Source organism: Tessaracoccus sp. OS52 (genome assembly GCF_020687685.1).
In the GTDB taxonomy this organism is placed as follows: domain Bacteria; phylum Actinomycetota; class Actinomycetes; order Propionibacteriales; family Propionibacteriaceae; genus Arachnia.
Map to the genome: position 1 here is coordinate 947,992 of NZ_JAJEWM010000001.1, position 21,017 is coordinate 969,008.

A 21,017-nucleotide genomic window follows, 5' to 3' on the forward strand; every position below is an offset into this window, starting at 1 on the left:
ATGCGCTTCGTTGTCTGCGGGGAGAACCTGATCGACCTCATCCCGGCAGAGGTGGTGTCCACCGCTGAGAGCAGGTGGTCGGCGCTCGCGGGCGGGGGGCCGCTCAACACGTCGGTGGCGCTCGCCAAGCTGGGCGCCGACACCCATTACCTGGGCCGGATCGGTGCCGACGCCTTCGGGCGGCAGATCGAGGAGCACCTCCTCGCCAACGGCGTGCAACTGGACCTGGCCGTACGCTCGGAGGACCCGACTGCGCTCGGGATCGTGTCGCTCGACGAGTTCGGCAAGGCCTCCTACAACTTCCACCTGAGGGGCACGGCGGGGTTCAGCTGGCGCCCGGGCGAGTTCCCCGAACTCACCGACGACGACTGGCTCCACTTCGGCTCCATCGGGTCGGTCGTCGGATCCGGAGTCCGTCCCCTGCTGGACTTCGTGGGAAGCACCGAGGCAGCTGTCAGCTTCGACCTGAACGTGCGCCCCACCGTGATCCCCGACCGTTCCGAGTACTACGAACTCGTCAGCCCGCTGATGGCAGCCGTGGGCCGCTCGGGCGGGATCGTCAAGGCCAGCGACGAGGACATCAATTGGCTCGTCGACGACGACAACGCCCTCGCCTACGCGGAGGCATGGGCGGTCGAGTACGATTTGTCGATGTTCGTCGTGACACTGGGTGAACACGGGGCGGTCGCCGTGAAGCCGGACGGAAGGCACGTCTCGGTGAAGGGACGCCGGGTCGAACTGGTGGACACCGTCGGCGCCGGGGATACCTTCATGGCTGGGTTCCTGACCCAGTACGCCCAGAATCCCGAGGACCTCGAACTGGCGTTGGAGCAGGGAATCGCCGCATCCGCTCTCGTGTGCACGCGAAAGGGAGCGAACCCTCCCACCTTGGAGGAGGTCCTGGCCTTCCTGGCCTGAGGAGGCCAGCCCTGCGGTGCGGCGGTATATTGGGCGACCGTGCGTCGCAGGGCGCACGGGGACCAGAGGAGCAAGCTCGTGACGAGTCACGCGGAGCCGGGCAGCGGCACCTACGACAGCCAGGCCGCGCAGGAGAAGTGGCAGGCTTTCTGGGAGCGGGACAAGACCTTCCAGCCGCTCGACGACGGCAGCCGCGAGCGTCGGTACGTGCTCGACATGTTCCCCTACCCCTCGGGAGACCTCCACATGGGCCACGCCGAGGCCTACGCCATGGGCGACGTGGTCGCACGCTTCCTGAAGCTGCGGGGTTACGACGTCATGCACCCCATCGGCTGGGACTCCTTCGGGCTTCCGGCGGAGAACGCCGCGATCCGCGCCGACGCGCACCCGGCGGAGTGGACCTACGCCAACATCGAGACGCAGGCCCGTTCCTTCAAGCGCTACGGCCTCAGCCTGGACTGGTCGCGTCGCCTGCACACCTCGGATGAGGAGTACTACCGCTGGACGCAGTGGCTGTTCGCCCGATTCCATGAGAGGGGCCTGGCCTACCGGAAGGACTCCTTCGTCAACTGGTGCCCTCAGGACCAGACGGTGCTCGCCAACGAACAGGTCGTGGACGGACGCTGTGAGCGCTGCAAGTCCGAGGTCACCAAGCGCAAGCTGAACCAGTGGTACTTCCGGATCACCGACTACGCGCAGCAGTTGCTCGACGACATGTCACAGCTCGAGGGCGGCTGGCCGGACCACGTGCTGGCCATGCAGCGCAACTGGATCGGGCGCTCCGAAGGCGCCCACGTGGACTTCACCGTCGACGGCCGCGAGGAGCCGGTCACCGTTTTCACCACCCGCCCCGACACCCTGTTCGGTGCGACGTTCATGGTGGTGGCACCGGATGCGCCACTTGCCGCCGAACTGGTCTCCGACGAACAGCGCCCCGAATTCGAGCGCTACGTCGAGCGCGTGAAGCGTGAGACCGAGATTGAGCGACAGTCGACCGAGCACGAGAAGACCGGCGTCTGGCTTGGAGTACATGCCACCAATCCGGTCAATGGTGAGAAGGTCCAGGTCTGGGCAGCTGACTACGTGCTGGCCGACTATGGCACCGGCGCCATCATGGCCGTCCCCGCCCATGACCAGCGGGACCTCGACTTCGCCCGCAAGTTCGGACTGCCGGTCCGCACCGTCATCGACGTCGACGGTACGGACCCGGCTGAGACCGGACTGGCGACGACGGGCGACGGCGCCTACCTCAACTCCGGCATCCTGGACGGCCTGGCTGACAAGGCCACCGGCGTCTCCAGGATCATCGAGCAACTGGAGACCGACGGCAAGGGAACCGGTACCGTCCAGTTCCGGCTGCGGGACTGGCTGCTGAGCCGCCAGCGGTTCTGGGGTTGCCCCATCCCGGTGGTGCACTGCGAGCACTGCGGCGAGGTACTGGTGCCGGACGAGCAACTGCCCGTGAGACTGCCCGACCTGCGCGGATCGGCGCTCGCACCAAAGGGCACCTCGCCCTTGGCGTCCGCAACGGACTGGGTGAACGTGGAGTGCCCCAACTGCGGGGGACCCGCGAAGCGCGACACCGACACCATGGACACGTTCGTGGACTCGTCGTGGTACTTCTTCCGCTACTGCTCACCCGGTTACACGGAGGGTCCCTTCAACCCTGAGGATGTCGCGAACTGGATGCCGGTGGCCCAGTACGTCGGCGGCGTCGAGCACGCCATCTTGCACCTGCTCTACATGCGGTTCTTCTCCAAGGTGCTGCGGGACCTCGGCCTGGTCACCTTCGACGAGCCCATGCTGCGCCTGATGAACCAAGGACAGGTCGTCAACCAGGGCAAGGCCATGAGCAAGTCGCTGGGTAACGGTGTCGACCTGGGGCAGCAGATAGACAAGTTCGGCGTCGACGCCGTTCGCCTCACCATGGTCTTCGCGGGCCCGCCCGAGGATGACATCGACTGGGCCGAGGTCTCGCCGGCGTCGTCGCTGAAGTTCCTGCAACGGGCCTACCGCCTGGCCTGCGACGTGAGCAGCGAACCAGGGGTCGACTTCGCCACAGGCGACAAGTCGCTGCGCCACGTCACCCACAAGACGATCGCGGAGATTACGAACCTGGTGGAGTCCGGCCGGTTCAACGTCGCGGTTGCCCGCACCATGGAACTGGTCAACGCCACCCGCAAGACCGTGGACGGTGGGGCTGGCGGAGGGGATCCCGCAGTCCGTGAGGCGGTCATGTTCGTGGCCCAGTCGCTGAGCCTGGTGGCTCCCTACGTGGCCGAGGAGATCTGGGAACTGCTGGGCCTGCCCCCCTCGGTTGCCAGCAGCACCTGGCCGACGGCTGACGAGGTCCTGCTGGTGGAGGACTCCGTCACGATGGTGGTGCAGATCCAGGGCAAGATCCGCGCGAAGCTGGACGTGCCCACCGACATCACCGAGGACGACGCCCTTGGTCTCGCCCTGGCTGACCCGGGGGTACAGCGATCCCTCGACGGCCGCCCAGTTGTCAAGGTGATCGCTCGACTGCCGAAGATGCTCAGCCTCGTCCCCGGGAAGTAATCCACAGGCCACGCCTTCCCTGAAGGATCAGGCTCCCGCACAACCAGAGTGTGGGTATGCCCGATTCCTCTGGGACAGATGAACTCGCCCGTGCCCGCCTCGCCTACATCAGCGCCGGCCAGCCGGCGCTGTCCGCGCCCAGGAGGGCCTTGGCCGCCGCCTCCCAGGCTGTGACCTCGAGCGCCGGCGGTGTGGTTGAGGAACCCCAGCCTCCGGCTACGGCACCAGGGCGGCTTGCGGAGCCAGAGCCCCGAGCGTCGGCACTCCCGTGGATTCCGGACGGGACCCTGCGGCGCCGCTACGTGGTGGCGATCCTGCTGCTGCTCCTCGCGGGACTTGGCATCACCATGGCTGTTCTCGGGCGCAGTTCCGCGTCGCAGATCGCGCTGGAGCCCACGCCCGTGGTGCAGACGGTTGTCCCGACCGCTCCGTCGCCCAGCGTGTCGTCTCCGGTGCAGCTGCGCATCCACGTGCTCGGCGCCGTCGCCGAGCCCGGGGTGGTCACCGTTCCCGACGGGAGCATCGTCGCCGACGCCCTCGACGCAGCAGGCGGACTGCTGCCGGAAGCTGATCCCGCTGAACTGAACCTGGCTGCCCGCCTGGCCGACGGCCAGCAGGTGATCGTCGGAACCACCTCGGAGCCCATGGGCGACGTCCGGGACCAGCCCGGCACCTCGGGACCAACGGGTGCAGCAGGGACTCCCGGCAGCGAGGGGGCGCTCGTGAACCTGAACACCGCCAGCCAGGGACAACTCGAGGAGTTGCCCGGGGTTGGTCCGGTCCTGGCCGGGGAGATCATCGCCTGGCGCGAGGGAAACGGAGGGTTCGCGTCGGTGGCAGACCTGGAGGAGGTCTCCGGGGTCGGTCCCAAGACGTTCGCCGCCCTCGAGCCACTGGTCACCGTGTGAGGCCCGGCCATGACTGGCGGCTGCTGCCCCTGGCTGTCGCGGGCTGGTGCGGGGCGTGGCTGGGAACCGCCGGGCTACGTCCCGAGGGTCCCATCCTCTTCGCCGCCTACGCCTCCTTGGCGCTCGTCGTGGTCTGGGCGGTGCGTTCGAGGAGAACCTGGGTCCTGATGGCGGCCGTGGTTCTAGGGGCCACGAGCCTCATGTCGGGGGTCCGTGAGCTCCAACTCCACACCGGATCCCCTGCCATGCTTGCTGCCGAACACACGGCCGGGATCGCTTCGGTGCGGCTGCTCGGGGACCCCAGGGAGGTGGCTCAGGGGCCGCGGCCGTCCTTGGTGGTGGCCACCGCTCAGTTGTTGAGGCTCGAGGTCCGGACCTCGGCGGTGCAGACGGCGCAGCAGGTGCTGGTGTTCGCCTCGGGAGAGGCTGGTGAGCGCCTCGTCGCGACCCCGCCCGGGTCTGTGGTGGAGCTGCGCGGGTCCTTGGGCCCAGCGGACCCGACGGCTCCGGAGGCACTCGTGATCAGGGCCCGGCGGGTCTCCGGTGAACTTGCGCCACCGGGACCATTGGACGCAATGGTGAATGCGCTGCGCGCGGGCCTCAGGGACGCGACCGCGCTGTCGCCACCCACCCAGGCCGCGCTGGTGCCGTCGCTGGTGGTGGGTGACACCGCCGGCATCACCGAGGATCTCTCCGACCAGTTCCGGGCCACGTCCCTCAGCCACCTGCTGGCGGTCTCCGGCGCGAACCTGACGCTGATGCTGACGGTGGTCCTGGGCTTCGCCCGCCTCGTCGGTATCCGCGGTTGGTCCGTGCGCATCCTGGCCGTGGTGTGTGTCGGGTTGTTCGTAGTGGTGTGCCGCAGTGAGCCATCCGTGGTCCGGGCCGCCGCCATGGGGCTGGTAACGCTGTCCGCGATGGGGGTCGGACGCGGGAAGCGATCGGTGCGCCACTTGTGCCTCGCCGTCTTGTGCCTGATGATGATCGACCCGTGGCTGTCGCGCTCCTGGGGCTTCGCGCTGTCGGTCGCCGCCTGCTCCGGGATCGCGCTCCTCTCCCCGGGCTGGACCCGTGCGATGGTCTGGTTGCCCCGCCCCCTGGCCGAGGCGCTCGCCATCCCGCTGGCCGCGCAACTTGCCACCCAGCCGATCATCACCGCCCTGAGTGGGCAGGTGTCGGTCGTCGGGCTGCTGGCAAACATGCTGGCCGGGCCGTTCGTGGGGCCCGCCACGGTACTGGGCCTCGCAGCAACTTGCCTCGTCTGGTTCCCCCCGGCGGTGACAGCCCTGGCGTGGGCGGCGGGCTGGTGCGTCCAGCCGATCCTGTGGATCGCAGGGTTCGGCTCCGCACTGCCCGCGGCGTCCTGGAGCTGGCCGGCGGACGCGCTCGGTGTGGCGCTCTGCATCGTCGCGTGCCTGGTGCTGTCGCAACTGGCCGGCCACCTCCTCAGGTCGCCACCCGCGGTCATCGCGCTGCTGGCCACCCTCTTGCTCGCGGCAACTGTGCGGCCAGTCCCGTTGGGGTGGCCGGGCGACTGGCGGGCGGTCTTCTGCGACGTAGGGCAGGGCGATGCCACTCTGCTCAGGGCGGCCGAAGGCGTTGCGGTGGTGGTGGACACGGGCGCCGACCCCGCGCCCGTGGAGTCCTGCTTGGCTTCCGTCGGGATCAGTTCCGTGCCCCTCCTGGTGCTGACCCACTACCACGCCGACCATGTCGGTGGTGCAGTCGCCGTCATCACCAGGTACCGGCCGAGGATCGTAGTGGTAAGTCCGCTGGCGTCGCCGCCCCATGCAGCGGCCGCCGTATCGGCCGCCGCTGACTCTGTGGGCGCGCGGCTCTTGACCGCCGTGCCCGGTCAGGTGCTGAGCCTGGGTGAGGTCAACTGGACCACGGTGTCCAGCCACCAGCCGCGGATCATCGAATCAAGCGACGGTGGGGAGAGCAGCGGCGAGAACGACTCATCCGTGGTCGGTGTCGCGGACGTGGATGGTCTGAGGGTCCTGCTCCCGGGCGACGCGGAGCCGGAGGGCCAACGTCGTGCCTTGGCGGCGGCCGCGGATCACGGCCTCGACCTGTCAGCGCACGTCCTCAAGTTTCCACACCACGGTTCATCGCGGCAGGAGGAGGAGTTCTTCGCGGCCAGCGAGGCTGCCCTCGCGGTCGCCTCCGCAGGGCGGGACAACGACTACGGCCATCCCGCCGATGCCGCACTCCGGCTGGCATCACGGCATGGGATGGCCGTGGCGCGGACGGACGTGGATGGTTCCGTTGCGGTCTCACTCACAGATGGTGTTCTGGAGGTGCGGCGGGCTGGAGCCCAGAGCGATTGACGCCAGACTGACCAGTCAGGTCAATCCGCGGACCGCCATGCCGCGGTCCACCTGAGACTGCCAAGGGGGGAGGGGGCCGGGGACCTCAGTCCTCCACGGTGACGGTCGGCCGGGGTCCGAGCCCTGCTGCCACATACATGTCGTCGATCACCTTCATGGTGGCCAGCGAGTCGTCCGGGCCGGTGAGGACGGGGGCGCCGTCGCGGACGGCGCTCACGAAGACCGCGAGCTGCGCCGCGTAGCTGGTCGGCTCGGCCGGAACCCGGTGCACGGTGGTCTCGCCGTCGGCGCTCACGCGGATCTCGTTGCCCTCCTGGGGCTTCACGAACCCGTCCACCTCGATGCTGCCTCGGGTACCCGTGATCCGCGCGTGCTGGATCTCCTGGTCCTCGAGCAAGGAGCTGGAGATCGTGGAACTGATGCCGCCCGGGAACTCCAACTTCGCGCTCAACGCCTCGTCCACCTTGGGATGGTCAGTGGTGCGGGCCTCGGCCGAGAGTACCTCGGGCTCCCCGAACAGGGTGCGCAGCAGGTGGATGGCGTAGCACCCCAGGTCCATCGTCGCGCCGCCGGACAGATCGTAGCTGTAGCGGATGTCGGTGCGGTCGGCCAGTGAGATGTTGAACGTGGCGTCGGCGGCCGTGACTTCTCCGATCACACCGTCGGCGAGCAGTTCCTCGAGCTTGGCCACCAGCGCGTGGTAGCGGTAGTGGAACGCCTCCATCAGGACGAAATTGGAGCGGCTGGCGACGTCGGCCACACCTTCGGCCTCGGCGAGGTTGGACGCGAAAGGCTTCTCCACGAGCACGTGGCGTCCCGCATCCAGGGCCTTGATGGTCCAGTGGGCATGGTGGGAGTTGGGCAGAGGGATGTAGACGGCTTCGATCTCCGGGTCGTTGATCAGGGCCTCGTAGGACTCGACGACGCGTTCGATGCCATGCTCAAGCGCGAACTCCTCGGCGCGGGAGCGGTTACGGGCCGCCACCGCGACCAGCCGCACGTCCCGATTGGCGCTTGCCGGTTCGATCAGTGCGAGCGGGGTGATCCCCGCAGCTCCAAGAATCCCAATCCTCAGCGGTTCGGTGTGCGACATCGATGTCCTCTCGTAAGTTGTCCTGCCCGGTCAGTCTAGGCCCTGGCGCTTGGGTGCTTGTCGGCGGTAGCTGGCATGCTTGTCGGCATGACCGCCTTCGGAACCTCGCTGCTTGTCAGCGGCACGGAGCAACTGCTGGCCGCGCGCATCGTGGACGCTCGACGGAAGGCGGCCATGGTGGAACAACCCGACGCGGAGGTCAACCGTCTGGACGCCTCCGAACTGCAGGGTTCCATGCTTGCGGAGGTGGTGGGGGGCTCGCTGTTCTCCAGCCACATCGTGGCCATCATCGACGACGTCGGCGCCACTCCACCCGAGGTGGTGGACCAGCTCGTCGCCACCGCAGTGAATCCTGGCCCGGACCTGTGTCTCATCCTGGTCCACCAGGGTGGCAACAAGGGCAAGGGGCTGCTGGACAAGCTGAAGAAGGCGAAGGTGCCCGTTGAGTCGGTGGCACCCGTCAAGGCCTGGGAACTGCCGAAGTTCTGCCAGGCCGAGGCCAGGCACCATCGGGTCAGCCTGACCACCGATGCGGCCAACGCCCTGATATCGGCCATTGGCACTGATCTACGGGCGCTGGTGTCGGCCATCTCCCAACTTGCCGACGACGCCGGCGGCGAGGAGATCGACGCGAAACTGATCAGTCGCTACTTCGCCGGGCGGGCGGATGTGACGTCGTTCGCCGTGGCCGACGCCGTCCTGGCCGGTAACTCTGCTCTGGCCATGGAGCGGCTGCGCTGGGCGCTGACCACCGGGGCCGCCCCGGTCCTGGTCACCAGTGCCATGGCTGCGGCGTTCAGGGGCATGGGCAAGTACCTGGACGCTCAGGGGCAGCGCCTGGGCGAGTACGATCTGGCGCGCCAGCTGGGCGTGCCGCCCTGGAAGCTGAAGGACTACTCACGCAACTCGCGCCACTGGCAGTCCGGGGGAGTCGCCACCGCGATAAAACTCGTGGCAGCCGCCGACGCTGACGTCAAGGGAGCCGCCACGAGTGCCGAGTACGCACTCGAGCGGATGGTCCTCGGGGTCCTCGCGCAGCGTCGCAACGCTGCTGGATAGGCAGGATCCCGGGGACGTGAAACAGCGCCCCGACCACCGAGTGGGCCGGGGCGCTGGCTCAGTTCAGCGCGGTATTGGGTTCTCAGGCGAGCGCGGCGGCAGTGGCCGAGATGGCCGACTTGCGGTTGGCAGCCTGGTTCTTGTGGATGACACCCTTGCTCACGGCCTTGTCCAGGGCGCGCGTGGCGGCCTTCGAAAGCTCCACGGCCTTCTCGTTGTCGCCGGCGGCCACGGCCTCGCGGAACGCGCGCGTGTGGGTACGCAGCTGCGACTTCACAGCCTTGTTGCGCAGGCGCGACTTCTCGTTGGTCTTGTTGCGCTTCTTCTGGGACTTGATGTTCGCCACTTGGCAAGCCTCGCTTGATTGTTCTAGCTACTCGGATTTTGTGTGCGCACTCGGCGCGACGACCCATACTACCTACGGTCTGCGGCATGGGCCAAATCAGGAGGATGAGAAACTCCCTCGGAGCATTCCAATGCAGCTCTCACCCGAGTGTTCCACGCTGCAGTGACCAGCCAGGGGGCGTTCGGAAGGCGACCCGCGCAGGCTCCGGCGCAGGAGCCGTGGCGTTTCGCCGCTCGGCGGTTCCGTGCGAGAATGTGAGTTCCCCTGAGACCGACGAGGAATTGAATGCGCGCACCGAACCCCGGCAGCACCCCGCCGGAGATCATCCGCAACTTCAGCATCATCGCCCACATCGACCACGGCAAGTCGACGCTCGCGGACCGGATGCTCCAGCTGACGGGGGTGGTGGACAACCGCAGCATGCGCGCCCAGTACCTGGACCGGATGGACATCGAGCGCGAGCGCGGCATCACCATCAAGTCCCAGGCCGTGCGGATGCCCTGGACGGTGGACGGCAAGGTCTACGTCCTCAACATGATCGACACCCCCGGTCACGTGGACTTCACCTACGAGGTCTCCCGCTCGCTCCAGGCGTGTGAGGGTGCGCTGCTGCTGGTGGACGCCGCCCAGGGCATCGAGGCCCAGACGCTGGCCAACCTCTACCTCGCGCTGGAAGCCGACCTCCACATCGTCCCGGTCCTCAACAAGATCGACCTGCCCGGCGCGCAGCCGGAGAAGTTCGCCGAGGAACTCGCGGGCATCATCGGCTGCGACCCCTCCGACGTCCTGCGGGTGTCCGCGAAGACCGGCGAGGGAGTCTCTGGCCTGCTGGACCAGATCGTCAGCCAGATCCCCCCGCCAGTGGGCGATCCCGACGCCCCGGCGCGGGCGCTCATCTTCGACTCGGTCTACGACACCTACCGCGGCGTCGTCACCTACGTCCGCGTCGTCGACGGTGAGCTGAGCCACCGCGAGCGCATCCTGATGATGTCCACCAAGGGCCAGCACGAACTGCTCGAGGTGGGTGTCATCTCCCCGGAACCGATCAAGTCCGACGCCATCGGTGTGGGTGAGGTGGGTTACCTGATCACCGGGGTGAAGGACGTGCGCCAGTCCCGCGTCGGTGACACCGTCACCACGTTGAACAAGCCCGCAGAGAGCGACCTCGGCGGCTACCGTCACCCCAACCCCATGGTCTACGCCGGCCTGTTCCCCATCGACGGCGACGACTTCGGCGAGCTCCGCGAGGCCCTGGAGAAGCTGCAGTTGAACGACGCGGCGCTGACCTACGAGCCGGAGAACTCCGGGGCCCTCGGCTTCGGTTTCCGGATCGGCTTCCTGGGCCTGCTGCACATGGAGATCGTGCGGGAGCGCCTGGAGCGCGAGTTCAACCTGGACCTCATCTCCACCGCGCCCAACGTGGTCTACACCGTCTTGATGGAGGACGGGAAGGAGCACGTGGTCACCAACCCGTCGGAGTACCCGGAGGGCAAGATCGCCGAGGTCAGGGAGCCGGTGGTGCGGGCGACCATCCTTGCGCCTGCGGAGTACATCGGCACCATCCTCGAACTCTGCCAGAACCGGCGTGGCATCCAGCGCGGACTGGACTACCTGAGCGAGGACCGGGTGGAGATCCGCTACACGCTGCCACTGGCCGAGATCGTCTTCGACTTCTTCGACGCGCTCAAGTCCCGCACCAAGGGCTACGCCTCGCTGGACTACGAGCCTGACGGTGTGGAGTCCTCTGACCTGGTGAAGGTCGACATCCTGCTGCAGGGCGAGCCCGTCGACGCGTTCTCGGCCATCGTCCACAAGGACAAGGCCTACGCCTACGGTCTTGAGATGGCCGCCAAGCTCAAGGAACTCATCCCGCGGCAGCAGTTCGAGGTGCCGATCCAGGCGGCCATCGGGTCCCGCGTGATCGCACGCGAGACCATCCGCGCGATCCGCAAGGACGTGCTGGCCAAGTGCTACGGCGGCGACATCTCCCGAAAGCGCAAGCTGCTCGAGAAGCAGAAGGAGGGCAAGAAGCGCATGAAGATGGTGGGTCGCGTTGAGGTCCCCCAGGAGGCTTTCGTGGCCGCGTTGTCCACCTCGGAGCCCACGAAGAAGTAGCTCGCAGGTGGGTCCCGGGCGGCACTCTCGAAATGCAGGCCGCCCTGGAAGCCGGGGCGCGTGTCGGGGTTGACCCGCCGCTCCAGCCAGCCAGTAGAGTCACGAGCCGTATGCGCGCTTCTCCGTTCGAGTCCCTGCCACCCGCCTATCCAGGGCGGGCCGCTTGGGGAACCGCTTCCAGCCTGCGCGCGTGGCAGCAGGAAGCCTTCTCCCAGTACTGCGAGAGCGAGCCGCGGGACTTCCTCTGCGTCGCCACCCCTGGTGCGGGCAAGACCACGTTCGCGCTGCGCGTCGCGCACCACCTGCTCAGCACCCGCAAGGTCAAGCGGATCATCGTCGTCACCCCCACGGAACACCTCAAGGTGCAGTGGGCCGACGCCGCGGCGCGCGTGGGCATCCAGCTCGACCCGGGCACCGGCGGCACCAGACGGGGACGCTCCAGGGAGTACGACGGCTCCGTCGTCACCTACGCCGGTGTCGCCCTGCGCGCGTACGCCTACGAGGCGATCTGTCATGGCACCGACGTGCTGGTCATCTTCGACGAGGTCCACCACGCCGGCGACTCGCGTTCCTGGGGAGATGCCATCGCGGAGTCGTTCGCCGCGGCCGCGAGGCGGCTGTCCCTCACGGGAACGCCGTTCCGCTCCGACGACCACCCCATCCCCTTCGTCACCTACGAGGAGGGTGCAGGCGGGGTGAAGACCTCCCGCGCCGACTACACCTACGGCTACGCCGAAGCGCTGGCGGACCACGTGGTGCGGCCGGTGTTGTTCATGAACTACGGCGGGCCCATGCGGTGGCGAACCAAGGCGGGCGACGAACTCGCCGTCGACCTCGGCACCCCGCTGACCAAGGACCTGACCGCACAGGCCTGGCGTACCGCGCTGGCGCCGACGGGGGAGTGGATCCCCGCGGTGCTCGGGGCCGCGAACACCCGGCTCACCGAGGCCCGCCGCCACGTCCACGACGCCGGGGCGCTCGTGATCGCAACCAACCAGACCCAGGCCCGCGCCTACGCCAGGATCCTGCAATCCATCACGGGTGAGAAACCCTGCGTCGTGCTGTCCGACGACGCGAACGCGAGCTCCCGGATCGATGAGTTCTCGCAGTCGGAGGATCGCTGGATGGTGGCGGTCAGGATGGTGTCAGAGGGGGTCGACGTCCCGCGACTGGCCGTGGGCGTCTACGCCACCGCCACCTCCACGCCGCTGTTCTTCGCCCAGGCGGTCGGCCGGTTCGTCCGCTCCAGACGCCGAGGCGAGGTGGCCACCGTGTTCCTGCCGACGGTGCCGATCCTCCTCAGCCACGCGGCCAGTCTGGAACGCCAGCGTGACCACGTCCTGGGCCGCCCCCGCGGGGACGACGGCCTCTGGAGCGAATCCGAGGCGCTGATGGCCGAGGCCAACAGCAGCGCCAGCGCCGGCGATGACCTCCTGGGGGAGTTCGAGGCGCTGGAGTCCCAGGCCACCTTCGACCACGTCCTGTTCGACTCCCAGGCCTTCGGCATGCACGCCGAACCCCTCTCCGAGGACGAACAGGACTACCTGGGGCTCCCGGGACTGCTGGAGCCGGACCAGGTCCATTCCCTGCTCTCGGAGCGCCAGAGCCGACAGTTGCGCCGTCGCGAACGGCAGGACCGGAAGGACCGGGCGGAGCCGTCCGTGGCCCTCCACCGGGCTCTGGCCGGCAAGCGCAAGGAACTGAACTCCCTGGTGGCGCAGTTCGCCCGCTCCGAGGGGATTCCGCACAGCCACGTCCACGCCAACCTGCGGCGGGAGTGCGGCGGTCCGAAGGTGGCCGAGGCCACCCAGGAGCAGGTGGACGAGCGGATCACCGCCGTGCGTCGCTGGTTGCGGGGGGCCTGATTCAGGCTCCAACAGGTGTCAACGGGGTTACGCTTGGGCATGAGGATCTCAGAGGTAATTCATCGCAAGGGCAGCCATGTAGTCACGATCGCCCCGGATGCCACGGTGGCGGATCTCCTCAAGTCCCTTTACGACAACCGGATCGGTGCCGTCGTGGTCAGCAACGACCAGGGCCAGACCGTTGCAGGCATCGTCAGCGAACGCGACGTCGTCATCGCCATCCACGAACGTGGGATGAAGGTGCTGGAGGAGCCGGTCAGCGCCATCATGACAGGCGACGTGCAGACCTGCGGGCTCGACGACGACCTCAAGACGCTCGCGATCCAGATGACCGAGCACCGGGTTCGCCACCTGCCCGTCATCGAGGACGACCGCCTGGTCGCAATCGTGTCGATCGGTGACGTGGTCAAGCACCGACTCGACGAACTCGAGGACGAGACGAGTCAGCTGTTCCACTACGTGCAGGGCGATCGCTCCACCGTCTGAGGAGGCTAGCGGAGGCCCGAGGTGGTGAGGCCCTGCACCAGGTAGCGCTGCAGGAACAGGAACACGAAGACCATGGGGATGATCGCCACCAGTGAGCCCATGAACAGTTCCGGGTAGCGCACGCCCTGGCTGGTCATGAACTGGCTGAGGGCCACCTGCACGGTGCGGGTGGCGTCGCGGCCCACGAGGCTGGGCCACAGGAACGCGTTCCAGGAGCCGATCAGGACGATGGTGCCGACGGCGGCGATGATCCCCTTGGAGTTCGGTACGACGACGCGCCAGAAGCTCGACCACGGGTTGCAGCCGTCGATCAGTGAGGCGTCCTCGAGCTCGGTGGGGAAGTCGAGGAAGAACTGTCGGAACAGGTAGGTGGCGAAGGCCGAGAACATGCCCGGAATGACCAGGCCCCGGAAGGTGTCGATCCAGCCGAGCTGGGCGGTGATGATGAAGCTCGGGACGAACGTCGTGGCCGCGGGAACCATGAGTGTGAACAGGGTCACCGTCAACAGTGCTCGTGAGAACCGGTGGGTGTAGCGGGCCAGGGCGTAACCGGCCAGCAGGGACACGACGACGGTGCCGACCGTCTGCAGCGAGGCCATCACCGCGGAGTTGAACATCGCTCGCCAGATCCCGATGGTGTCGTTGGCCACCAGCGACTGGAGGTTGGTGGGGCCCAACTGGTCCGGCAGCCAGTTCCACTGGGTGGAGGTGATGTTGGAGTTGGTGGAGAGGGCGTTGCGAACGATCACGTAGAACGGCAGGCAGAACAGCAGCGCGAGCAGCGTGAGCGCCGCGTAGCGCAACCCCGTCGTCCAGCGTCTGGTCCTCATCGGTTGGCACCTCGGTTCAGGATCCAGTTCTGGGCCAGGCCGAACACCACGATGATCGAGGTCAGGATCATCGTGCCAGCACCGCCGACTCCAAGGTCCTGCTGGCCCCCGCCCAGCGCTGTGATGTAGAGGTGCACCAGCGGCGGGCGCCCATAGGGTGGGTAGGAGCCGATCGAGCCGAGCATGTTGTAGAACTCGTCGAAGGCCTGGAAGGCGTTGATCAGCAACAGCATGACGACTGCGACGCTCGTGGCGCGCAACTGCGGGAGCGTGATCCACCTCAGCAGCCGCCAGCCGGAGGCGCCGTCCAGCGCGGCGGCCTCATAGGTCTCGTGCGGTATCCGCTGCAGGCCGGCGATGAACAGGATCATGTAGAAACCCACCTGAAGCCACAGGCGCACGCTCACCAGCGCCACCCAGTACAGGTTGTTGGTGCCCCCCAGCCAGTTGACCGGGTCGCCGCCCAGGGATCGGATGATGGAGTTCAGGAACCCGAACCGGGCGCCGTTGAAGAACACGAACCGCCACACGATGGCGGCCACCACGTAGGAGACGGCCGTGGGCAGGAAGAACACCGAGCGGAAGAAGGCCTGACCCCAACGCAGGTTGTTCAGCAGCAGCGCCAGCCCCAGTGAGCAGACGTAGGTCAGCGGGACAATGAACACCGCGAAACCGACGAAGACCAGCAGCGAGTCGGTGAACAACTCGTCGCCGAGCAGGCGCAGGTAGTTGTCCCAGCCGACGAAGCGGGTTGGGGTGACGGTGTTGCGGGCCTCGAAGAACGACAGGTAGGCACTCCAGGCGATGGGCAGGTAGACGAACATCACCAACCCCAGGAAGAACGGCGCGACGAACGCCGCGAACCACAGGTTGCGGCCCTGTCGCCCCTTCAGCCGACGCCAGGGCCCGGCCACGTTCGGCTGCGACGTGGCCGGGCCCTGGACGGTGGTGCCGGGCATCAGCCCTTGAGCTTCTCCAGCTCGCTGACGGCCAGCGCCTGGAAGTCGGCGAACTCAGCGGCGGGGTCGGCCCCCTGCTTGATCACGTTGCTGACCGCTGCCCCGAAAGCGTCACCCAGGGCGCCAGACCACATGATGTCGTTGGCGAAGCCGCTCTCGGCGACGAACCGTGCGGCGTCGGCCCCCGGACCCTCGGAGAGCTTGTCGGCCTTAGCGACGAGGGCGTCCTTGGCGGGGATGTGGGTGCCGTAGGAGTTGGAGAAGTCGACCTGCTTGTCCTCCTGGTCGATCCACAGCCACTTCACGAACTCCTTCGCGGCCTCCACGTTCTTGCCCTTGGCGGCCACGCAGGCCCCGAAGGCGCCGAACGGCACGGCGACGCGCCCGTTCGGGCCGATCGCGGGGAACGGGAGCACGCCGACGTCGTCGCCATGGGCGGCCTGGATGTCGGGCAGGGACCACAGGCCACCCCACTGGAACGCTGCCTCACCGTTGATGAAGGCGTCGCCGGAGTACCATTCCGCCGAAGCCGCCTGGACCACACCACCGGACTCGGAGAGGTCGCGGTAGGCGATCAGTGCGTTGTAGAAGTCGTCGGTGAGGAAGGCTGCCTCGGTGCGCTCCTCGTTCAGCTGGTCGTGGCCGGAGGCCCAGATGAACAGGGTGCCCAGCACTCCGACGCCGCCGTCGTTGCCCGCGAACAGGCCGCCGATGTCGTCGGTCTTGACGGCGTTGATGGCCGCTACGAGCTCGTCGAAGGTCTTGGGCGGCTGGACGCCGGCCGCGTCCAGGAGGGAGGGCCGGTAGTAGAGCAGCTGCATGTCGATGGTCTGCGGGATGCCGTGGACCAAGCCGTCGAACGTGAAGCGCTCCATGACCGAGGCGTTGAACTGGTCGCGCACGGGCTCGATCAGGTCCGTGAGGTCGGCGAGCTGCCCGCTTCGGATCATGTCGAGAGAACCGCCCTGTTCCACCTCGAAGACGTCGGGAACGTCGTCGGTGAGGAGCTGCGCAGCGAGGATGCTGGCGTAGTCACCGGGGGTCCACTTCACCTCGACGGTGGCTCCTGAGTAGTCGGCCGCGTAACCCTCCACGGCTTCCTTCACGCCGGCCTCGCCGTACTCGTGGTACCACTGCTGGAGCGTGACATCGGCAGGGGTGCCGGTGGCGTCCGCGCTGGTCTCCCCGGAGGTCGGGGTCTGGGATGCCAGCGGGTTGTTGTTCCCGCAGGCGGCCAGTGTGGCGGTGGCCGCCAGTCCGCCGCCGAAGGTCAGTAGGGTGCGTCGATTCAGCTTCATGGCGCCCAGCTTCCCACCTGAGGGGTGATACTGCCACCGCGCCCACACCCGTTCGCCAGCGGCGGAAGGGAAACGTAGGCTTGGGAGATGCCCTCCCAACTGCCCGACGGCGTGTCCCTCCCGTCCGACGGCGCCCTCCCGGCCTCCGCGCTGTCCACGGTTGGGTCCGCACCGCTGTCGTTCTACCTCCACGTGCCCTTCTGCCGGACCAGGTGCGGCTACTGCGACTTCAACACCTACACCGCCTCGGAACTGCCCGGTATGACCACCTCGGGCTACGTCGCCGGCGCTCTGGCCGAGATCAGGTTGGCGCGCCGGGTCCTGGGCGACGACGCACCCCCCGTCAGCACGGTCTTCTTCGGTGGCGGCACCCCCACGATGCTGCCGTCCTCAGACCTCGCGCTCCTTCTCGGTGCGGTGCGCGAGGAGTTCGGGTTGGTGCCGGACGCGGAGGTCACGACCGAGGCCAATCCTGACACCGTCGACCCCCACTACTTCTCAGCGCTGCGGGAGGCGGGCTTCACGCGCATCTCGCTGGGTATGCAGTCGGTGGTCCCGCACGTCCTGCAGGTCCTGGAGCGGGTGCATACCGCTGGCCGGGGGCTGGATGCGGCCCGCTGGGCGAGCGAGGCCGGCTTCGAGCATGTCAGCCTCGACCTCATCTACGGCACCCCGGGGGAGTCAACCGACGACTGGCGCCGTTCCCTGGAAGCGGTGGCCGCGACGCCGGTGGACCACGTCTCGGCCTACTCCCTCATCGTGGAGGAGGGGACCCGGCTGGCCCTGCAGGTCAGGCGGGGTGAGGTCCCCATGCCCGACGACGACGTCCTGGCAGACAAGTACCTGATGGCCGAGCAGTACCTGACAGGGCAAGGATTCGCCAACTACGAGGTGAGCAACTGGGCCACGCGGGAGTCGGGGCGGTGCCGGCACAACCTCGCCTACTGGCGCGGATCCAACTGGTGGGGCGTCGGGCCCGGAGCGCACAGCCACGTCGGCGGCGTGCGGTTCTGGAACCGGAAGCACCCCCGGTCCTGGGTGCAGGAGCTCGAACAGGGCCGGTCACCGGCCCAGGCGGGCGAGCACCTGACGGACGCGGACCGCAGGGTCGAGCGCGTGCTGCTCGAGCTGCGCCTGGCCGAGGGCCTGCCGCTGGAGGTGCTCACGCCGTCGGAGCGCGGGAGGGTGGCCGACGTCGTCTCCGCCGGTCTCGCCGTCGTGACGGCTGACCGGCTCGTGCTGACCCTCGATGGCCGACTGCTGGCCGACGGCGTGGTGCGGGACCTGCTCGACTGAGTCGAGCTCACCAAACCGGGTCTGCTCGCCGGAGCCGCCGCCGGCAACCGGTTCGCCACCGGTTGCACGGCTGGCCACCGCCACAGTGGTGGCGAGAGCCCGAAGCGGTGGCATCCAGCGTGAGCGGTGGCGTCGGCCGCCGACGGTGGCAACCAGCGTGAGCGGTGGCGTCGGCCGCCGACGGTGGCAACCAGCGTGAGCGGAGCGCGCCAACCTCCCAAGCATGGCTCTTGACCCGGGGTCCTTGGCGTACTACTGTATTAAGCACCTAGTACAGCGGTACAACGAGGAGGTGGTCATGGAGTTCGACAGCACCCAGCCGATCTGGCTCCAGCTGATCGCGGAGTTCTCGCGCCGCATCGCCGTCGGCATCTGGCCGGCGGGCGAGCGGATCGCTGGGGTCAGGGACCTCGCCCTCGAGTTGGGCGTCAATCCCAACACGGTCCAGCGGGCCTTCGGAGAACTCGAGCGCGACAACCTCGTTCGCTCCGAACGCACCACGGGAAGGTTCGTGACCGAGGACCAGCAGCTCATCAAGAGCTTGCGGCGACGGTTGGCGACCCAGGCTGCAGATGACTTCGTACAACGCGGGCGCGGGTTCGGGATGAGCCTGAGGGACGCCCAATCACTTCTGGAGGAGAGGTGGACAGATGACCACGACCACTACGAGACCAACACCCGGCAAGGAGGCTGAGGCGATGACCGGCAACGCCATCGAGGTGAGGGGGCTCACGAAGACCTACGGGCCGCTGCGCGCGCTGGACTCACTTGACCTGACCCTGCCCTACGGGCAGGTGGTGGGGCTGCTGGGCGAGAACGGGTGCGGCAAGACCACGCTGCTCAAGGTCCTCGCGGGCGTTCTGCAGGACCACGAAGGGTCCGTGTGGATCGCAGGCAGCCAACTGGGCCCGGAGTCGAAGGCGCGGGTCTCGTTCCTGCCGGATGCGAGCTTCCTGCCCGACTCGGCAAGGGTGAGCTACTGCCTGGACCTCTACGCCGACTTCTTCGCCGACTTCGACCGCGATGCTGCCGCCGACCTGGTCGGCTTCTTCGGGCTGGAGCAGTCGATGAAGCTCAAGCAGATGTCAAAGGGCATGCGGGAGAAGGTGCAGATCGCGCTCGCGATGTCGCGCAAGGCTCACGTCTACCTGTTGGACGAGCCCATCTCGGGCGTCGACCCGGCGGCTCGGGACGTCATCCTCAAGGGGATCCTGCGCAACGTTTCCGAGGACTCCCTGCTGCTGGTCTCCACCCACCTCATCCACGACCTCGAGCCGATCCTCGACGCCGTCGTGATGATGCGCTACGGCAAGGTCCAGCTCACCGGCCAGGTCGACGACCTGCGCCACGAGCACAACAAGAGCATCGACCAACTGTTCAAGGAGGTCTACCAATGGTCGGCAAACTGATCAAGCACGAGGCCATCCGCACGCGTGGGCTGGTCCTGCAGATCCTCGGGGTGGCTACGCTGCTGGCCGCGGCCGGAGCACTGTTCGCCGCGACGCAGTGGCCCATGATCGCCCAACTCGGCCTGGTGATGGGCCTGTTGGCCACCATCGGGCTGGTCCCGGCCATCCAGCTGGCGCTTGGGATCGACTACTGGACCTCCAGCTACCGCCGCACCGGTTACTTCACCCAGACCCTGCCCATCAGGGGCTCAACCATCTACTGGGCGAAGCTGGCCTGGGCAGTGGTCGTGGTGATCGGCTCGGTGGTGTGGGGGCTTCTGCTGGGGCTGGTGACGTTCTTCGGGAACGCCGCGTCCCTGGGCCTGCGGCCTTTCGACGTCTTCGACATCGTCGGGGACTTCCTGACCGAGGCCGCCGCACTCATGCCCGGGTGGGCCTGGTTCGTGGTGCCGCTCCTGGTGCTGCTCGTGCTGACGATGACTCTCGTCCAGTACTTCTTCTGCGCTTCGGTTGGCAGCGAGAAGCGGTTCAACTCCATGGGAATCGGCGGGCCGATCGTCGTGTGGGTGCTGCTGTACGTGGCCATGCAGCTGGCATTGATGGCGTTCATGATCGTCATCCCGCTCGGATTCGGGATGGACGGTGACACCCTGGGGCTGGTCGGTCTCAACTTCCTCGACGTGATGGTCACCGGCGATGATCCGGCGGCGATGCCGATCGGGTTCATCCCGGGCTTCCTGATCGCTGCGGTGATCCTGGTCTGGCGCACGACCGTCTCCTGGAACCGGTAGGTCAGCCTGGCCTGATGCAGGTCTGACGCCTCCCCGCAGCCCAGGGCTGTGGGGAGGCGTCGCGCTCAGGGCGCCAGTCTGACCGACTCCCACCCGCGCGCAACCGAGGTGAACTGGATCCGGTCGTGCAGGCGCGACGGGCGACCCTGCCAGAACTCGATCTTCTCCGGTGCGACGACGAGGCCACCCCAGAACGGCGGGCGCGGCACCTCGGCACCCTCGAACCGGGCCTCGGCCTCGGCCACCCTCGCTTCAAGTTCCTGCCGTGACGCGATCGGCTGGCTCTGCCGGGATGCCCAGGCGCCGATCTGCGAGCCCCGGGGGCGCATCGAGAAGTACTCCTCGGACACAGCCGCCGACGACCTGCGGACAGGGCCGTCGATGCGAACCTGGCGGTGGAGTTCCGGCCAGTGGAAATGCAGACACCCCCGCGGGTTCGCGTCCACCTCGCGGCCCTTGGCCGAGTCGTAGTTGGTGAAGAACAGGAATCCCGTCGGATCCCAGGCCTTCAGCAGCACCACCCGCGTCTCCGGCTGCCAGTTGCCGTCAGGTCCCGGGTGAGCGGTGGCCAGCGTCATCGCCGTCGCCTCGAACAGGCTCCCCGCGTCCTGGGCGTGGGTTGCGTCGTCCATCCAACGGGCGAACAGCTCGAAGGGGTCGGAGGCCTGACCGTCAGCCAGCGTTGCTGAGTCGTAGTTGAGCCGTCGGTTCCGCAGGTCGTGGACAGTCATGTCCCCAGTCTGCACACGGCAGAG

At 67.7% G+C, this 21,017-nt stretch carries 18 protein-coding genes; 12 read left to right on the forward strand and 6 right to left on the reverse strand.

The annotated features are described in order from the left end of the window. From LKO27_RS04405 to LKO27_RS04420, 4 genes are all read left to right on the forward strand, one after another. Complete coding sequence (locus LKO27_RS04405; RefSeq protein ID WP_227735658.1) at window positions 1–918, forward strand: carbohydrate kinase; 918 nt, start codon at window positions 1–3, stop codon at window positions 916–918. 78 nt (window positions 919–996) lie between these two features. Beyond that, the gene (gene leuS, locus LKO27_RS04410; protein ID WP_227735659.1) at window positions 997–3,477 is read left to right on the forward strand and encodes a leucine--tRNA ligase; all 2,481 of its coding nucleotides are present in this window, start codon (window positions 997–999) and stop codon (window positions 3,475–3,477) included. A gap of 56 nt (window positions 3,478–3,533) precedes the next feature. After that, window positions 3,534–4,385: a helix-hairpin-helix domain-containing protein gene (locus LKO27_RS04415; RefSeq protein ID WP_227735660.1), complete on the forward strand. Its 852-nt coding sequence runs from the start codon at window positions 3,534–3,536 to the stop codon at window positions 4,383–4,385. Continuing rightward, window positions 4,382–6,715, forward strand: coding sequence for a ComEC/Rec2 family competence protein (locus LKO27_RS04420; RefSeq protein ID WP_227735661.1), 2,334 nt, complete (start codon window positions 4,382–4,384; stop codon window positions 6,713–6,715). Before LKO27_RS04415 ends, LKO27_RS04420 begins: the two co-directional genes overlap by 4 nt. Window positions 6,716–6,800: 85 nt before the next feature. On the opposite strand, the gene LKO27_RS04425 is transcribed toward LKO27_RS04420, so the two are convergent. Then, window positions 6,801–7,808, reverse strand: a complete 1,008-nt coding sequence (locus LKO27_RS04425; protein WP_227735662.1) for a Gfo/Idh/MocA family protein — start codon at window positions 7,806–7,808, stop codon at window positions 6,801–6,803. Window positions 7,809–7,895: 87 nt separating this feature from the next. Here LKO27_RS04425 and holA point away from each other — a divergent pair, with 87 nt between their 5' ends. Then, window positions 7,896–8,867, forward strand: coding sequence for a DNA polymerase III subunit delta (gene holA, locus LKO27_RS04430; RefSeq protein WP_227735663.1), 972 nt, complete (start codon window positions 7,896–7,898; stop codon window positions 8,865–8,867). 82 nt (window positions 8,868–8,949) lie between these two features. Here the strand turns inward: holA and rpsT are convergent, their stop codons facing one another. Beyond that, window positions 8,950–9,213 carry a 30S ribosomal protein S20 gene (rpsT, locus tag LKO27_RS04435; RefSeq protein ID WP_227735664.1) on the reverse strand — a complete coding sequence of 88 codons (264 nt, stop codon included), beginning with the start codon at window positions 9,211–9,213 and terminating at the stop codon, window positions 8,950–8,952. A gap of 285 nt (window positions 9,214–9,498) precedes the next feature. Here rpsT and lepA point away from each other — a divergent pair, with 285 nt between their 5' ends. The 3 genes from lepA (at window position 9,499) to LKO27_RS04450 (ending at window position 13,679) form a co-directional block, all read left to right on the forward strand. Further along, on the forward strand, window positions 9,499–11,328 hold the full coding sequence (gene lepA / locus LKO27_RS04440) for a translation elongation factor 4 (protein ID WP_227735665.1): 1,830 nt from the start codon (window positions 9,499–9,501) through the stop codon (window positions 11,326–11,328). 110 nt (window positions 11,329–11,438) lie between these two features. Next, window positions 11,439–13,193, forward strand: a complete 1,755-nt coding sequence (locus LKO27_RS04445) for a DEAD/DEAH box helicase (RefSeq protein ID WP_227735666.1) — start codon at window positions 11,439–11,441, stop codon at window positions 13,191–13,193. A 39-nt stretch (window positions 13,194–13,232) separates the two neighbouring features. After that, complete coding sequence (locus LKO27_RS04450) at window positions 13,233–13,679, forward strand: CBS domain-containing protein (protein ID WP_227735667.1); 447 nt, start codon at window positions 13,233–13,235, stop codon at window positions 13,677–13,679. Window positions 13,680–13,684: 5 nt separating this feature from the next. Here the strand turns inward: LKO27_RS04450 and LKO27_RS04455 are convergent, their stop codons facing one another. Genes LKO27_RS04455 through LKO27_RS04465 form a run of 3 tightly spaced genes read right to left on the reverse strand, consistent with a single transcriptional unit; the run spans window position 13,685 to window position 16,766 of the window. Next, window positions 13,685–14,509: a carbohydrate ABC transporter permease gene (locus tag LKO27_RS04455; RefSeq protein ID WP_227735668.1), complete on the reverse strand. Its 825-nt coding sequence runs from the start codon at window positions 14,507–14,509 to the stop codon at window positions 13,685–13,687. Then, entirely contained in the window at window positions 14,506–15,468 is a 963-nt protein-coding gene (locus LKO27_RS04460) for a carbohydrate ABC transporter permease (RefSeq protein ID WP_227735669.1), read from the reverse strand. The genes LKO27_RS04455 and LKO27_RS04460 overlap by 4 nt, the downstream gene beginning before the upstream one ends. Next, complete coding sequence (locus tag LKO27_RS04465) at window positions 15,468–16,766, reverse strand: ABC transporter substrate-binding protein (RefSeq protein WP_227735670.1); 1,299 nt, start codon at window positions 16,764–16,766, stop codon at window positions 15,468–15,470. The genes LKO27_RS04460 and LKO27_RS04465 overlap by 1 nt, the downstream gene beginning before the upstream one ends. An 87-nt stretch (window positions 16,767–16,853) precedes the next feature. Between LKO27_RS04465 and hemW the strand changes: the two genes are divergently transcribed. The 4 genes from hemW (at window position 16,854) to LKO27_RS04485 (ending at window position 20,262) form a co-directional block, all read left to right on the forward strand. Next, window positions 16,854–18,062 (forward strand): radical SAM family heme chaperone HemW, encoded by a 1,209-nt coding sequence (gene hemW / locus LKO27_RS04470; RefSeq protein ID WP_227735671.1) that lies wholly within the window; start codon window positions 16,854–16,856, stop codon window positions 18,060–18,062. Window positions 18,063–18,285: 223 nt separating this feature from the next. After that, the gene (locus LKO27_RS04475) at window positions 18,286–18,756 is read left to right on the forward strand and encodes a GntR family transcriptional regulator (protein WP_227735672.1); all 471 of its coding nucleotides are present in this window, start codon (window positions 18,286–18,288) and stop codon (window positions 18,754–18,756) included. Next, window positions 18,713–19,471, forward strand: coding sequence for an ATP-binding cassette domain-containing protein (locus tag LKO27_RS04480; protein WP_227735673.1), 759 nt, complete (start codon window positions 18,713–18,715; stop codon window positions 19,469–19,471). Before LKO27_RS04475 ends, LKO27_RS04480 begins: the two co-directional genes overlap by 44 nt. Then, window positions 19,456–20,262 (forward strand): hypothetical protein, encoded by an 807-nt coding sequence (locus LKO27_RS04485; protein WP_227735674.1) that lies wholly within the window; start codon window positions 19,456–19,458, stop codon window positions 20,260–20,262. The genes LKO27_RS04480 and LKO27_RS04485 overlap by 16 nt, the downstream gene beginning before the upstream one ends. A 65-nt stretch (window positions 20,263–20,327) precedes the next feature. Here LKO27_RS04485 and pdxH read toward each other — a convergent pair whose 3' ends face one another. Then, window positions 20,328–20,993: a pyridoxamine 5'-phosphate oxidase gene (gene pdxH, locus LKO27_RS04490; RefSeq protein ID WP_227735675.1), complete on the reverse strand. Its 666-nt coding sequence runs from the start codon at window positions 20,991–20,993 to the stop codon at window positions 20,328–20,330. Window positions 20,994–21,017: the final 24 nt, after the last annotated feature.

What these genes read in the sequence shown, in the direction of transcription:
- LKO27_RS04405 (WP_227735658.1), top strand. Translation starts at nt 1, where the DNA reads ATGCGCTTCGTTGTCTGCGGGGAGAACCTGATCGACCTCATCCCGGCA.
- LKO27_RS04415 (WP_227735660.1), top strand. Translation starts at nt 3,534, where the DNA reads ATGCCCGATTCCTCTGGGACAGATGAACTCGCCCGTGCCCGCCTCGCC.
- LKO27_RS04425 (WP_227735662.1), bottom strand. Translation starts at nt 7,808, where the DNA reads ATGTCGCACACCGAACCGCTGAGGATTGGGATTCTTGGAGCTGCGGGG.
- holA (WP_227735663.1), top strand. Translation starts at nt 7,896, where the DNA reads ATGACCGCCTTCGGAACCTCGCTGCTTGTCAGCGGCACGGAGCAACTG.
- lepA (WP_227735665.1), top strand. Translation starts at nt 9,499, where the DNA reads ATGCGCGCACCGAACCCCGGCAGCACCCCGCCGGAGATCATCCGCAAC.
- LKO27_RS04445 (WP_227735666.1), top strand. Translation starts at nt 11,439, where the DNA reads ATGCGCGCTTCTCCGTTCGAGTCCCTGCCACCCGCCTATCCAGGGCGG.
- LKO27_RS04450 (WP_227735667.1), top strand. Translation starts at nt 13,233, where the DNA reads ATGAGGATCTCAGAGGTAATTCATCGCAAGGGCAGCCATGTAGTCACG.
- LKO27_RS04455 (WP_227735668.1), bottom strand. Translation starts at nt 14,509, where the DNA reads ATGAGGACCAGACGCTGGACGACGGGGTTGCGCTACGCGGCGCTCACG.
- LKO27_RS04460 (WP_227735669.1), bottom strand. Translation starts at nt 15,468, where the DNA reads ATGCCCGGCACCACCGTCCAGGGCCCGGCCACGTCGCAGCCGAACGTG.
- LKO27_RS04465 (WP_227735670.1), bottom strand. Translation starts at nt 16,766, where the DNA reads ATGAAGCTGAATCGACGCACCCTACTGACCTTCGGCGGCGGACTGGCG.
- hemW (WP_227735671.1), top strand. Translation starts at nt 16,854, where the DNA reads ATGCCCTCCCAACTGCCCGACGGCGTGTCCCTCCCGTCCGACGGCGCC.
- LKO27_RS04475 (WP_227735672.1), top strand. Translation starts at nt 18,286, where the DNA reads ATGGCTCTTGACCCGGGGTCCTTGGCGTACTACTGTATTAAGCACCTA.
- LKO27_RS04480 (WP_227735673.1), top strand. Translation starts at nt 18,713, where the DNA reads ATGACCACGACCACTACGAGACCAACACCCGGCAAGGAGGCTGAGGCG.
- LKO27_RS04485 (WP_227735674.1), top strand. Translation starts at nt 19,456, where the DNA reads ATGGTCGGCAAACTGATCAAGCACGAGGCCATCCGCACGCGTGGGCTG.
- pdxH (WP_227735675.1), bottom strand. Translation starts at nt 20,993, where the DNA reads ATGACTGTCCACGACCTGCGGAACCGACGGCTCAACTACGACTCAGCA.